Here is a 12,948-nt window from a genome sequence, read left to right on the forward strand (position 1 = left end):
GCGAAGCCTCTGTGTTTCCGCGCCTTTGCATGATTATTTGTTTTACTCAATATTTCTCGTGTATCTCTGTTAAAATACGCTCTACTTCCCGACGAATTTCGGCGGTTTTAACGATATAATTATTGTTCATCATACTGAATAGCAATGTCTTACCTTTTTTGGTTTTTAAATAACCACTCAGGCAGTACACATTTGATAAAGAACCTGTTTTGGCAAAAACAAACGGCTCTTTCGATTTGTATTGGTTTTTGATGGTGCCCGCTTTCCCACCTACGGCCATCATCCCAAAGAGACGCTGTTGGTCAGGTACTTTGTCATAGATTTTTTGTAATAATTTGATAATCGAACGGGGTGTAAATAAATTATAACGCGACAATCCCGAGCCATCTTCCCAAATGGGTTCGTCGGGCAAATCCATCAGTAGTTGTTTTTTGACGTAGTCAATGCTTTGTTTGCTTTCAAAGCCGAGGTTATTGGTGTCAAGATGCGAAGCGCACATCAACATCACCTGTTCGGCAAACATATTGTCGCTGACGTGCATCATGCGGCGGTAGAGGGTATCAATCGGTAATCCTTTCAACGTGCGATACGAAACACCGGGCCGTAGCTTATGAATTAATCTCACTTCTCTCTTTAGGGTATCGGCCAATAACCGAGCGTTCAATCCTGGCGAAGTTCGGTAAGGTACATCTTCTGTAAATGATTTAGTGGGCCAGCCCGTAGAAAAAAATGAGTTGTTGAACTCATCGCGCGACAGTTTAAACTCATCTGACCAGCCCGCCGTGCGCAGGCTATCTTTAAAAATCCGTGGACTGACGTTGCTGTTGGAAAAACGCACCACGTTGCCATATAGTGGAAGTGCAGAGAGTTCGGCCTGATAAGAATCGGCGTAATCACCCCATGACCAGCCCGGCCCGAGCCGCTTACCGATGTAGCTGTGAGGGTAATAAAGTAGGTGTCCGCGCCAATTTTTTAATGCGTCAAAAACCCCGCTTGATGGCATGTCTGGATGAAGTAAGTTGGGGTCGCCCGTGCCCCAAAAAATCAGAGAATCGCCCGTGGTGGTGTACCGTAGGGCGGGGATAGAGTCGCCCAAAAGGCACAGCCCTGCGTACAACGTAAACAATTTTGTATTGGAAGCGGGGACAAAATAACGGTCAGATTGATATTCGCCTACCGTTTCTTGTTTTTCAAGGTCATAAAGTGCAAAACCTGCATGACTTTGGCGAAAAACTGGCGAATTAGCCACTAAATCACGCCATTTGTTGGTGGATTGAAGCGTTGGTGCGGCTGTTTTGGGTTGTGAAGAAGCACAACTAATCAGCAAAAAACAACCGCAGAAAGTGAAAAAGTAAGCGTGTAAAGTGCGCAACATGATGTTAAGGATTGTGGGTAGTGGGAAGATGAAGTTGTATAAAGGTTTAAATGATAAGGAGCATGGGTTGAGTCGGGCTTTTCGCGCAAGATACTCAAAACTTTTTCGCCGGCTGACCGTTTATACCCATAAGTTCCATTATTTTTGGCTCGAAACCCATTAAAATTAATCATTATTTGTTGCCCGTTATTTGCAAAGTTCTATTAATCAACGTATAATAACCAACAACAAAAGACCGACAACAGACAACCCGAAATTCTGATGACTTTTCAACCCTATCTGGAAGCAATTTCAAAACAAATTCAACATACTACTTACGGCGAGGAGCCCGCCGAATTGTACGAGCCCATTCGTTATATTATGTCGTTGGGAGGCAAGCGTTTACGGCCTTTACTGACGGTTTTGTCGGCCAATCTTTTTATTGATGATTGGCAAAAAGCCCTCAAACCTGCGATTGCCGTTGAAGTTTTTCACAATTTTACGCTCATGCACGACGACATCATGGACTGTGCACCGCTGCGGCGCGGCAAGCCTACGGTGCATGAAAAATGGAACGCCAACACCGCTATTTTGTCGGGAGATGTGATGCTGGTCAATGCCTATGAATTGCTGTTGGATGTGGCACCTGCGCAGTTGCCGCGCGTCATCCGTCGCTTCAATCGCACCGCCGCCGAAGTGTGTGAAGGCCAACAACTAGACATGAATTTTGAAACCCGTACCGACGTGTCGCAGGAAGAGTACATCGGCATGATTCGCCTCAAAACCTCGGTTCTGTTGGGTTTTGCAATGGAATTGGGAGGGATGATTGCGGGGGCTGACGAAGTTACCACCCAATTGCTCTACGACGCGGGCGTCAATATGGGGCTAGGTTTTCAACTCAAAGATGACTTATTAGACGTTTACGGCGACCCCGAAAAGTTTGGCAAACAGGTGGGCGGCGATATCATTGCCAATAAAAAAACCTTCATGCTCATCGAAGCGCTGCTACTAGCCGAAGGAAAAACCAAAGACGATTTGAACTACTGGCTGAGCCTTGAACAAGGGACCTACGACACGTCGGAAAAAGTAGCTGCTGTGACGGAAATTTATACCCGACTCGGCCTTGATGTGCTCGCCCAAACGATGGCCGATGCGTATTTCGCCAAGGGATTTGAGGCGTTGGAAACCCTACCGCTGCCAGTAGACCGTAAAAAACCATTGATTGAATTTGCGGAATTTTTGGTGGGGCGGGAGAGTTAATCCATAATTTGAATAAAAAGACAGCCATCTATTCACATAGGTGGCTGTCTTTATTTAGAACCTCCTTATTTTGGGATTGAAAGAACAATTTCAAAAATCATTATAAATAGGTAAGTTGTGTCTTTGTTAAGACAGAAAAATAATATCTCTAATGAAATCAAACCTCTCCCGCCGCGATGCCATCAAAACGCTTGGTGCGTCGGCGGCAACCTTATCTACCGCTTTAACGAATGAAGCCATGGCCGCCGAACCGCTTAAACTGAAAGGTAATATCAAACATTCCGTCAGCCGTTGGTGCTATGCCTCTATTCCGTTTGAGGAGCTTTGCCAAGCCTCCAAAGACATGGGCATTGAGTCAATAGAGCTCACAGGCCCGAAGGAATGGGAAATAATGAAAAAATACGGACTCACTTCCGCCATGGGCTGGGCCGATCCTTGGCCTGAAAAAACAGGACTCACGAGCTTCCTAAACAATCCCAAAAACCATGATGCCATCTATAAATGTTACGAAGAGTTGCTTCCGCAAGCACAAGCGGCGGGTGTGACCAACGTCATTTGTTTTTCGGGCAATCGCAACGGTTTAGGCGATTATCAGGGGCTGCTCAATTGCCAAAAAGGCGTGAAGAGATTGATACCATTGGCCGAAAAATACGGCGTAACGCTCACGATGGAATTGCTGAGCTCACGCGCCAGTCACCCTGATTATCAATGCGATAATATTGAGTGGGGAGCTGTACTTTGTGAAATGGTTGGTTCTGAAAAATTTAAAATGCTGTACGATATTTACCACATGCAAAGCATGAGCGGTGACCATATTCGCAATATCCAGCGTTATGGAAAATACATCAGCCACTACCATACGGGAGGACATCCGGGGCGTAATGAGATTGATGAAACCCAAGAAATTTATTACCCAGCCATCGTGAAAGCCATCGTTGCCACGGGCTATAAGGGCTACATCGGACAAGAATTTGTGCCTAAAGCCAAAGACAAAGCGGGGATGTTGGAATCCCTCAAAAAATGCGTCCTTATCTGCGACGTATAGTTTGTAAATCAAGTATATATACCAAGAGCGTCTGGGGATTGATTCCTTGGGCGCTCTTGGTATGTAGGAGTGTTGAGAAGTTGGCTTTTCATTCCAACCATTGAGAATGAGTGAGCGTCTTTGTACAAAACCATCATCCAACTGTTGCTATGAAAAAGCTCTCCATTTTTTTGTTTTCTCTCTGTATCTTTTGGAGCTGTAACAAAGACGAAATCAGCCAAGACCCCAACGTACTGGAAGGCATGTACCGTACCAATGCTTTTTTGGACCCGCTCTGCATTGCTATTACGGACGACAATCAGCTGCCCAGTCTACAAATAACCAAAAAAAGTGACGGCACATTCAACTTGTTGAGGACCAACTACATTCCTCAGAAATCAACCCAAAAACTGGAAGGGGTTACCGCCCAAACCATCACAAAAGGATTTGAGCTATACTACGGCCAAACCAAAATAGGCAGCTATCAGGACGACCGCTGGTATGACGATAAAAAAGACAAAGAAGTTACTTCCAAAGTGTTGTCAGTGAGTTATTCCGAACCAACGAAAGGTCTGTATTTTTCTTATTTTGGCGTAAAGAAATAGAGAAGGTATCACTGGCAGAAAGTTCATTTCATTGTCGCAATCAATTTCAAAAGCTCCTCCCGAAGGGATGCTTTTTTGATAAACATCGGCAACCGGCTGACCATCGAGCTGTTTTTACGAATGGTGTTTCGTGGGTCAATACCCCGTTCGCGCAGTTTTGCGGTAATGTATTCCCGGAGCATTTCTAGGTGGTCGTAATTGTAGGCCCAAAGCAACTCACCGCGAAAGTCTTTTTGTAACCACAACGGCAGGCCGAAGATTGGGTCGGTCATACGGCTTTCGTGAAAATACCCGTATGAGATACTTGCTTCGTACTCGCAGTTGTCGCCGCAGTGCGTACAGTGCATGGCGAGTTTTTTCCAAATCCCATTCCAAGGAGCCGATCGGCTTAGTGGTTGGTAACATTCCCGGCATTTGACCGAAACGTGTGCTGTTGCGGCCCCATACCAATGGCCTGGGCTCTCAACGTGGAAACAATCAGGGCAAATGAGTCGAAAGTCTGCTTTTGAAGCTGGCTCTTTGGTGGGGTTGATTTGTGCTTTCCCCTGACATTTGGGGCAATGGACTACAAAGTGAGTGGCGAGATCTTCCAAAGCAACGCCTCTATCCGCAAAGCGCTCGGTGTCTGGGATAGCAGAGCTATTTCTCTTTTTCATATTTTTTTAACCAGCTGTCTAGTACGGGAATACATCTTAAATTGGCCGCTTGCTGGTAGCTTTTCAGCGGGGTATCCAGCGCCTTCCGTAATTTTCGTACGGCAGGTGCGTAGTCAACGCCTAAGTCTTGAAATTTGGCGATGGTTTGCAGGATGGCTTGCGTTTCGGAATAAAACTGACCGTCATAGAAAGTGTGGGTGCGCTCCATAGAGTCCTTAAATTTTTCGGCCATCTTCAAAATACCTGCCTTGATAGGCTCGGCAAAAAGCCGTCGGTCTTCAACGTCATTGTCGGCCAAAAAAGGAAAAACCTCACCTGCCCACGGTGTTTCCAAACGACTAACGAGATATTGCTGCCATTCAGGGTTTGATTTTATTTTGGCAAGGGCGGCCTCCCGCACGGCTTTGTCATGGTACTTAGTGGTAAAAACCAGAATCAAGACCATCTCAGTCTTGGGGTTATTCTTTTCAATTTGGTCCAAAAATTCTTGTTGACGGTGCGCGTCTTCTGCGTCTCTCATTTCGGCATGTTGTGCTGCTGCAATCGGGATATTGACGAGCCATTCGCCCAACATCAAAACGCAACTTACCGCGCTTATCAGCACGACGCCTTTCAGTGCCCATTGCCAAATCACAGCGGGTACGAGGGTTTGGAGTGAAGTATTGACTAATATAAAACCTGCCAACAACAACGGCGGCAAGGCCCAAACAATGGTATATTTTCCCAAAATCCGCATGACCCAAGGTGCGCCGCCGCCGTTAATCATTGCGGCAAAAAAGCTGAAAATCAACAGCGCAATTAACCCCGAAATCACGAATGTGTTGCGTAAAGTGGTTTTTTCGGTTACCCAATCAAAGCCCCCTTTCCATAAGACAATGGCGGTGGCGATGCTGATGCCCACGGCCACGGCAGCGTACGCAAATAGCAAGGCAAACGCGTGTCCTACGCCGTAGTCCCCGCCTGGGGTGGGTTTGCCAGCCATAGATGCAAGGCTAAAATAGCCAATAAAGGCTAAAAGAAGTGCGAGGTTTCCGAAGACGTTCATAGCAGTAGTACTAAAAAACTCGTAAGGTGTTCACAAAGCTATTTTTTTGCGTACCTACTTTCTAAAAAGAAAAACTCAAGTGCGGTTCTATAACCCTGAGGCGGTAGGTTTACCACTTGGAGCGGGACGACGGCCTGTATGCGGAGAAAAGCCTCCTTTGTCTTTACGTATCTTTCCTATCAAAAAACGCTGAAAATACGGTATAACTTTTGGATATTTGTAGTACAAATTGCGTATCTGACGTTTTCCACACACCGAAAGGCGCGAGAAGCTGTATTCCAAAAATGGTAAAGTCAAAAATTAGAAGAGGCTACAGGATAGCTAAGTACATCGTTTATAAAGAAACGCTCGTTGATTCGGTAGAGAATTTTTGGTCATTTGTAGGTGCTTTTTTGGGGGTAGGATTGATTGCCTTTCTACAAAGCGCCCTTTCCGAAACTGACAATTTGTTCTTGATTGGCTCGTTTGGAGCGTCTGCTGTACTCATTTTCGGTGCCATCCAAAGTCCGTTGGCCCAACCCCGTAATCTCGTGGGTGGACATCTCATTTCTGCGCTGCTGGGTGTGACCATTTACCAACTTTTCCCTAATATTATCTGGCTCACGGCCCCATTGGCGGTAGGGTTGTCCATTATCAGTATGCAAATCACCAAGACGCTACATCCGCCGGGTGGTGCTACGGCGTTGATAGCCGTCATTGGTTCTGAAAAAATAAAGGACCTTGGTTATTGGTTTGTGCTAACGCCCGTTGCTTCAGGAGTGTTTATACTTCTGGCGGTGGCACTTGTTTTCAACAACCTCACGCCCAACCGCAAATACCCTACCAACCGTCGATATTCAAGAAAGTTCAGATGGGCCATCATCCCCACCAAAAAAATAATGAAAAGGTTGCGCGGCAGGCGGCGTGTCATTTAAAACCGTCAGAGCCGAGCGACTGCTAAAACAAAAAAAGTCGGCTACCAACGCAGCCGACTTCCTTGGGAAGAAGAACCAACTTTCTACATTTAAAATTTTACATTTAACGGTTTTCGGTTCTAAATAAGCATTTACTTCAAACCTCCCACCATATCTTCGGGGCGTACCCACGCGTCGAATTGCTCTTCGGTCATGTGCGTGAAATCTAAGCCTTTGAGTTCAAATTCGAGGGAAGCCTGTTTGAGCGTAATACCGCGCTTGTGCGCGTCTTGGGCAATGGCGGCGGCGTTGTAATACCCGATTTTGGGGTTGAGCGCCGTTACCAACATCAGTGAATTGTTGACGTGCTTACGGATATTTTCGGTCAATGGCTCAATACCTACCGCACAATGGTCGTTGAACGCCACGCATACATCACCAATCAAACGTGCCGAGTGCAGGAAGTTATAAATCATTACTGGCTTAAATACATTCAATTCAAAATGACCGTTGGAGCCGCCAATGTTGATGGCAACGTCATTACCCATGACCTGACAGGCCACCATCGTCATGGCTTCGCACTGTGTGGGGTTTACTTTGCCCGGCATGATAGAGCTGCCTGGTTCGTTGTCGGGAATGTGAATTTCACCGATACCCGCGCGCGGGCCTGACGACAACATCCGGATGTCGTTGGCAATTTTCATCAAACTTACGGCCACTGTTTTGAGCGCACCGTGGGCTTCAACGATGGCATCGTGGGCGGCGAGTGCTTCAAATTTATTTTCAGCCGTGATAAAAGGTAAGCCCGTCAACGTAGCAATGTGCGCTGCTACATTTTCCGAATAGCCTTTTGGCGTGTTGATTCCTGTACCTACGGCCGTACCGCCCAGTGCCAATTCTGAAAGGTGCGCCAAGGTGTTTTTAATGGCGCGAAGTCCGTGATTCAATTGTGAAACATAGCCCGAAAATTCCTGACCGAGTGTCAGCGGCGTAGCATCCATAAAGTGGGTGCGACCGATTTTTACCACGTCTTTGAAGGCTTCCGATTTGGCTTGGAGTGTATCACGGAGTTTTTCGATGCCGGGAATGGTTACCTCAGTCAGAATCTGATAGGCCGCAATGTGCATCGCCGTCGGGAAGGTATCATTCGAAGATTGCGATTTGTTGACGTCGTCGTTGGGATTCAAATATTTCTTTTCATCCAACAATGACCCGCCATTGATGACGTGCGCACGGTAGGCAATCACCTCATTACAGTTCATGTTTGACTGGGTTCCGGAGCCAGTTTGCCACACCACCAACGGGAATTGGTCGTTGAGTTTGCCATCCAAAATTTCGTCGCATACTTGGGCAATCAAGTTTTTCTTGTCTTCGGGAAGAATGCCTGCTTCAAAGTTGGTGATGGCGGCGGCTTTTTTGAGATAGGCAAATGCCCGAATGATTTCTTTGGGCATTTTGTTAATATCTTGCGCAATCGGGAAATTCATGATAGAGCGCTGGGTCTGTGCGCCCCAATACACATGGGCTGGCACTTCTACTTTGCCCATGGTGTCTTTTTCGATACGGTATTCCATTATTGTGGTTGATTGGATTTGAGATTATGGGAATCTTAATCAAGATTGGTAGCGCAAAAGTAAACACAAAACGCTGAATCGCTTTTGATAGAAATCATAATCTCTCTAAATTTACCAAAAAAACAAAAGGCAATGGCTGCAACAGCAACTCTCCGAAAACAACGCCTTATGCTGGACATACAGGTAACTCCAAAACAAAAGAAGGCTTTGATGAGTGTACTTAAAGCATTGGATATTGAAATAAAGCAACGCGAGCTTACGGAAGAACAAGAGGATACTGCCCTGTATTTGGCAATGGAGGAGGGAAAGAAAGAGGGGCGAGCTACTGAGAAAGAGAAAGAAGACTTTGAAAAATGGCTTTTTCAGAAATAACAGTATGAAATACGACTATGAGAATGCCTATTTGAGAGATGCCAAAAAGTTGCCTGAAGCCCTAAGGTTATTGCTTCAAGACGTGGTATTGTCAGTCAGAGAAGCCAAAACACTTCAAAATATCCCCAATCTCAAAAAACTTTCGGGTTATAAAAATGCCTACAGAATCAGGATAGGAGAATACCGCATTGGCCTTTATTTAGAAGGCGATGTACTCGTATTTGCCCGAATTTTGCCCCGAAAAGAGATTTATCGCTTTTTCCCATAACTTAATTGATATGTTACATAAAGTCTTAAAAGTAAATTCAAATGATAACGTTATTGTAGCCCTGCGCGATTTATCTGCGGGGGAAGTGGTTGATTTTGAGGGAGAAAGCTACGTATTGCCGTATACCGTTTACGCAAAACATAAATTTGTTACCCAAGACCTAGCCATCGGCGATGCCGTCATGATGTATGGTGTGTTGGTGGGTCGTGCTTCGCAACCCATCAAGCGCGGTGAGCCAGTTACTACTTATAATTTAAAGCATGATTCCGAGCCTTACAGCACCGCCAAGCGCCAACCCTACAGCTGGACGCCGCCTGACGTAAGCAAGTGGGTAGGCAGAACGTTTAAAGGCTACCGTCGCTCGGATGGTAAGGTGGGGACGTATAATTATTGGTTGGTAATACCGCTGGTATTTTGCGAAAACCGAAATGTATTGACCCTGAAAGATGCTTTTGAGCGTGAACTGGGCTATGCTCAACCCGACCTGTACCGCGACCAAGTACGGGAGTTTTTGCACTTGTACCAAAACGGGCAAATGGATGTCATCAAGAAAATAGAACCTTTTGTTAGCGTTGCTGCTCCAAGTACAGATGCCTCCGGCATGACAAAAAGACCTTTCAAAAACGTCGATGGCATCAAATTTCTCACGCACGAAGGTGGCTGTGGCGGTACGCGGCAGGATGCGCATACACTGTGCTCGTTGTTTGCATCGTATGCGGTGCACCCCAACGTGGCTGGAATTACGGTGTTGAGTTTGGGTTGTCAAAACTCTGAAGAGAAGATTCTGATGGACGAAATTCATAAGCGCAGCCCTCATTTTGATAAACCGTTGTACATTTTTGAACAACAGCAGGGTACGGAAGCGCAAATGATGTCGATGGCCATCAAGCAGACGTTTTTGGGCTTGATAAAAGCTGACAAACACGAGCGCGAAGACGTGCCCATTACCGAGCTGGTCGTGGGCTTAAAATGCGGGGGCTCGGATGGCTTTTCAGGAATATCGGCCAATCCCGTTTTAGGGCAGGTGTCGGATATCTTGGTAACCCTTGGAGGAAAAACCTTACTAGCTGAATTTCCTGAACTGCATGGCGTAGAGCAAGAATTGTTAAACCGTTGTGTTACAGAAGAAAAAGCGGCCAAGTTTGAGCGGCTCATGCGCGATTATTCGGGTAAGGCCGATGCGGTCGGGTCGGCTTTTGCGTTCAATCCTTCGCCGGGCAATATCAAAGACGGACTCATCACCGACGCCATCAAATCAGCGGGTGCGGCCAAAAAAGGCGGCTCAGCTCCCATTCAGGACGTAACCAATTATACTGAAATATCTTCCGAAAAAGGCCTCCAACTCGTTTGCACGCCTGGCAATGACGTTGAAGCTACCACGGGCAAAACAGCCGCCGGCGCAACGGTGATTCTGTTTACAACTGGTTTGGGAACGCCGACGGGCAACCCGATTTGTCCCGTCATGAAAGTAGCTACCAACTCTACTTTGGCCCAAAAGATGTCAGATGTGATTGATTTTGACTGCGGACCCGTGGTGACGGGAGAACAAACCATTGCCCAGAATGCCGATGCGTTGTTGGAAGAAATTATCCAAGTAGCCAGCGGCAAACTTACCCACGCCCAACGCTTGGCCCAAGATGATTTTATCCCTTGGAAACGAGGCGTTTCATTGTAGACTGAGCGCTGTAATTGTCGGACGGTTTTGAACTGTCGGACAATTACAGAAAATTAATCAGTAAGGAAAATACGTAATGTGAACGCTGATAATACCCATGTCGATGCCTGTCCAAGTAAGCGGTGCTGCTCTCACTTCCAAGGCATAGTATGAGTTTTTGTTGTCAATCGTATGGTAGGGTTTCTCCACAGGATTGAAATTGTTAAAAGTACCACATCTTACGGTGCCAGATTGACCCGAAGTAGTGAGAGAATAATATCCATTGCCTGTGAGTGTCTGCGGATTGTATTGCCACAATATCATATTTAAATTATTATCAGCATTATTATCATAATAGCAGGCTTTGATTTCTTTGATTCTTGCTCGGTGCGGAAGATAGACAGGAGCAGACAGGTCAGCATTTGCCCCTGAGCCTAAATAAACACTGTTGAAATTGCCTATGCTGTAAAACACGCTGCTCGAAGAGGGGCGAAAAGCAGAGGGGGGAATGCTGAGATAAGAAACTGAGTCAGGAGAAAGGGGGATAAGTACCCCGTCGGGTGTAGCAACTACAGGACGTTGATTGGAGCCTGACAAAGTGGAAGAACGAATGGCCCCCGATACATCTACTTTGTTTGCTGCGTTAGGAGAGAGGGTTACTTGTGCAATAACTTTACAGGACAAAAGGAGAATCAGAGAAAGAAATAGAGCCGTTTTCATAACGCATGGATTTTGTTTAATGACACTGCCAAAATAGGTATTTACGGTGAAAAAGAAAAAAGTTGGACGTAATCTAAACTAAAGTGCTTTTTCATGCCGATGTTGGTGTTTTTTCACCAACATCCCTTCGCTAATCGACTTTGCATTTTTACGGTTTGGTGATAACACCAAACAGGGCAGCAGCAACAGATTTTTAACGGTCGGTCGGTTTTAAACGGGCTGACTGTTAACTTTGCCGCATTATGTTACAGAAAACAGCCACTCTTTATCGAAATGCGTACGGCGGCATCTCCCGCGAAATCTGGCTTCTGGCCTTTGTGATGTTCATCAATCGTTCGGGTACGATGGTGATTCCCTTTATGAGCGTGTACTTGACGCAGGCACTCCATTTCAGTTTGCCCAATGCTGGTTTGGTAGTGAGTTGTGCGGGTGCTGGTGGGATATTGGGGACGTATTTTGGCGGTAAACTGACCGATAAAGTAGGGCATTACTACGTCCAAATGGCAAGTTTGGCATTGGGTGGCTTGATGTTTTTTGTGCTGATGCAAATGCGTACGTTGCCCACTTTATGTATTTCTACGTTTTGTTTGAGCCTGGTGGGTGAAGCTTTTAGGCCCGCAAATTCTACTTCTATTGCGTTTTACAGCACCCCCGAAAATCGTACGAGGGCGTATGCTATCAACCGTTTGGCCATCAATATCGGTTGGGCCATCGGGCCCGCGTTGGGTGGTTTTTTTGCAACGATTGGCTACAAATATTTATTCATTGCCGATGGTATTACCAATATTTCGGCGGCGGTGGTACTAGCCGTATTGGTCAAAAATCGGGACAAAACCCACGGTGCAGAATACGACAAAGATGCGGTTGTCGTGCCAGCACAATCTGCTTTTCGGGATGGTATTTATATGCGATTTGTGGTGTTTACGATTTTGTTTGCCATCGGGTTTATGCAGTTTTTTAGCATTGTACCCGTATTTTGGAAAACAGAACTCCACGTCAACGAATTTTACATTGGTTTACTGCTCGGCTCAAACGGACTGTTGGTGGCAGCGTTTGAAATGATTTTGATTTACTACATTGAGCCGTTACGTCCTAAACTTACCTTTATCAGTTGGGGGGTGCTTTTTTGCGGACTCAGCTATTTACTCTTCATCATTTTTCAGGGTTTTGTGTGGATTTTGCCCCTTGCCGTAATTACCATTACCCTCAGCGAAATGTTGGCCATGCCGTTTATGAACTCCTTCACGATGGAGCGCTCTACGCCCCAAAATCGGGGACAATATTCGGCACTATATTCCATGTGCTACGCCATTGCGCAGGTTGCGGCCCCAGTGTTGGGTGGGCAAATTGCCGCCACTTATGGCTATTATGCTCTTTGGGGCGTTATTATTGGATGTATGCTGGCGGCCTTTGTGGGCTTTCGTTGGGTGCAGACATTGATTGAACAGGAGAAACAGTAGTGGGGCGGGTTCTCAAACCCGCTTTTGGCTCGGGATGTGAGCATCCCTTGGCACAAAAAAAAT

At 46.2% G+C, this 12,948-nt stretch carries 13 protein-coding genes; 8 read left to right on the top strand and 5 right to left on the bottom strand.

Annotated elements, in window-relative coordinates; translation table 11 throughout:
• Window positions 1–46 precede the first annotated feature (46 nt).
• The gene (locus GVN20_RS04440) at window positions 47–1,375 is read right to left on the bottom strand and encodes a D-alanyl-D-alanine carboxypeptidase/D-alanyl-D-alanine-endopeptidase (RefSeq protein WP_166557149.1); all 1,329 of its coding nucleotides are present in this window, start codon (window positions 1,373–1,375) and stop codon (window positions 47–49) included.
• 261 nt (window positions 1,376–1,636) lie between these two features.
• Between GVN20_RS04440 and GVN20_RS04445 the strand changes: the two genes are divergently transcribed.
• The 3 genes from GVN20_RS04445 (at window position 1,637) to GVN20_RS04455 (ending at window position 4,243) form a co-directional block, all read left to right on the top strand.
• Window positions 1,637–2,614, top strand: a complete 978-nt coding sequence (locus tag GVN20_RS04445) for a polyprenyl synthetase family protein (RefSeq protein ID WP_166557150.1) — start codon at window positions 1,637–1,639, stop codon at window positions 2,612–2,614.
• Between the two features lie 151 nt (window positions 2,615–2,765).
• A complete protein-coding gene (locus GVN20_RS04450; RefSeq protein WP_166557151.1) occupies window positions 2,766–3,659 on the top strand; it encodes a hydroxypyruvate isomerase family protein in 894 nt (297 codons plus the stop codon).
• A gap of 149 nt (window positions 3,660–3,808) precedes the next feature.
• Window positions 3,809–4,243, top strand: a complete 435-nt coding sequence (locus GVN20_RS04455; protein WP_166557152.1) for a hypothetical protein — start codon at window positions 3,809–3,811, stop codon at window positions 4,241–4,243.
• Window positions 4,244–4,266: 23 nt separating this feature from the next.
• Here GVN20_RS04455 and GVN20_RS04460 read toward each other — a convergent pair whose 3' ends face one another.
• Window positions 4,267–4,899, bottom strand: coding sequence for a hypothetical protein (locus tag GVN20_RS04460; protein WP_166557153.1), 633 nt, complete (start codon window positions 4,897–4,899; stop codon window positions 4,267–4,269).
• Window positions 4,883–5,944 (bottom strand): hypothetical protein, encoded by a 1,062-nt coding sequence (locus GVN20_RS04465; protein ID WP_166557154.1) that lies wholly within the window; start codon window positions 5,942–5,944, stop codon window positions 4,883–4,885. The genes GVN20_RS04460 and GVN20_RS04465 overlap by 17 nt, the downstream gene beginning before the upstream one ends.
• Window positions 5,945–6,228: 284 nt before the next feature.
• Here GVN20_RS04465 and GVN20_RS04470 point away from each other — a divergent pair, with 284 nt between their 5' ends.
• Complete coding sequence (locus tag GVN20_RS04470; RefSeq protein ID WP_166557155.1) at window positions 6,229–6,858, top strand: HPP family protein; 630 nt, start codon at window positions 6,229–6,231, stop codon at window positions 6,856–6,858.
• 131 nt (window positions 6,859–6,989) lie between these two features.
• On the opposite strand, the gene fumC is transcribed toward GVN20_RS04470, so the two are convergent.
• Window positions 6,990–8,411 (bottom strand): class II fumarate hydratase, encoded by a 1,422-nt coding sequence (gene fumC / locus GVN20_RS04475; RefSeq protein WP_166557156.1) that lies wholly within the window; start codon window positions 8,409–8,411, stop codon window positions 6,990–6,992.
• Between the two features lie 84 nt (window positions 8,412–8,495).
• On the opposite strand from fumC, the gene GVN20_RS04480 reads away from it, so the two are divergent.
• Genes GVN20_RS04480 through GVN20_RS04490 form a run of 3 tightly spaced genes read left to right on the top strand, consistent with a single transcriptional unit; the run spans window position 8,496 to window position 10,726 of the window.
• On the top strand, window positions 8,496–8,783 hold the full coding sequence (locus tag GVN20_RS04480) for a hypothetical protein (protein ID WP_166557157.1): 288 nt from the start codon (window positions 8,496–8,498) through the stop codon (window positions 8,781–8,783).
• 4 nt (window positions 8,784–8,787) lie between these two features.
• A complete protein-coding gene (locus tag GVN20_RS04485) occupies window positions 8,788–9,051 on the top strand; it encodes a type II toxin-antitoxin system RelE/ParE family toxin (protein ID WP_166557158.1) in 264 nt (87 codons plus the stop codon).
• Between the two features lie 10 nt (window positions 9,052–9,061).
• A complete protein-coding gene (locus GVN20_RS04490) occupies window positions 9,062–10,726 on the top strand; it encodes a UxaA family hydrolase (protein WP_166557159.1) in 1,665 nt (554 codons plus the stop codon).
• Window positions 10,727–10,783: 57 nt separating this feature from the next.
• Here GVN20_RS04490 and GVN20_RS04495 read toward each other — a convergent pair whose 3' ends face one another.
• Window positions 10,784–11,425, bottom strand: a complete 642-nt coding sequence (locus tag GVN20_RS04495) for a hypothetical protein (RefSeq protein WP_166557160.1) — start codon at window positions 11,423–11,425, stop codon at window positions 10,784–10,786.
• Between the two features lie 242 nt (window positions 11,426–11,667).
• Between GVN20_RS04495 and GVN20_RS04500 the strand changes: the two genes are divergently transcribed.
• Window positions 11,668–12,885 (top strand): MFS transporter, encoded by a 1,218-nt coding sequence (locus tag GVN20_RS04500; RefSeq protein WP_166557161.1) that lies wholly within the window; start codon window positions 11,668–11,670, stop codon window positions 12,883–12,885.
• Window positions 12,886–12,948 lie beyond the last annotated feature (63 nt).

The organism is Runella sp. CRIBMP (assembly GCF_009905605.1).
Classification (GTDB): domain Bacteria; phylum Bacteroidota; class Bacteroidia; order Cytophagales; family Spirosomataceae; genus Runella.